Annotated in this window: 1 protein-coding gene; it reads left to right on the forward strand. The window is 68.2% G+C overall.

All coding sequences use genetic code 11. The features are described from left to right. Positions 1-658: CHAD domain-containing protein (locus tag EOA79_RS32370; protein ID WP_164894089.1), on the forward strand; the 658-nt coding region annotated here is incomplete at both ends.

Here is a 658-nt window from a genome sequence, read left to right on the forward strand (position 1 = left end):
CCGTAAGCGGCTTAAGGGCGTGCGCGCCTTGTTGCGCCTGGTTCGTTCCGGAGACGAACCGTTCTGCCAGACCGAGAACGAATGCTACAAGCAGGTGTCGGCGCTGCTTGCCGGCCCGCGCGAGGCGACCGCTCTCATCGAGACCATCGACCGTCTGGGCTCCGCTTTTCCAGATGAAACCGCGGCCGGCGAGCTCGATCCCGTCCGCGAGCGGCTGGTGCTGCGCCAGCACGAGCTCCATGCCGGCCCCGGTCTCGACGCTGCCATAAACGCCGCGGTCGCTGCCTGCCGGGAAGGGCTGGAGCGTATCGACAGGCTGTCGCTCCCCGATCAGCCCGAGCAGGCGGCCGACATACTGGCCGAAGGCGCCCGCGCCGCCTTGCGGCGGGCGAAAAAGGCGCTGGATAAGGCGAGCTCGCGGGGCGAGGCCGATGACTTTCACGACCTGCGCAAGGCGTGCAAGACGCATTCGATGCATCTGTCGCTGCTCGGCCGCCTGTGGCCGGCGCCGATCAAGGCGCGCCGCAAGGCGGTTGACAAGCTTGGCGAACGGCTGGGCGAGCTGCATGACGTCTTCGTCATGCGCGCGCTGCTCGTCGCCGCTGGCGAGCCGCTCGGTCCGCCCGAAGACACCAGGCTTCTGCGCAAGCTCTTGAAG

This window comes from Mesorhizobium sp. M1A.F.Ca.IN.020.03.2.1 (assembly GCF_004023205.1).
In the GTDB taxonomy this organism is placed as follows: Bacteria; Pseudomonadota; Alphaproteobacteria; order Rhizobiales; family Rhizobiaceae; genus Mesorhizobium.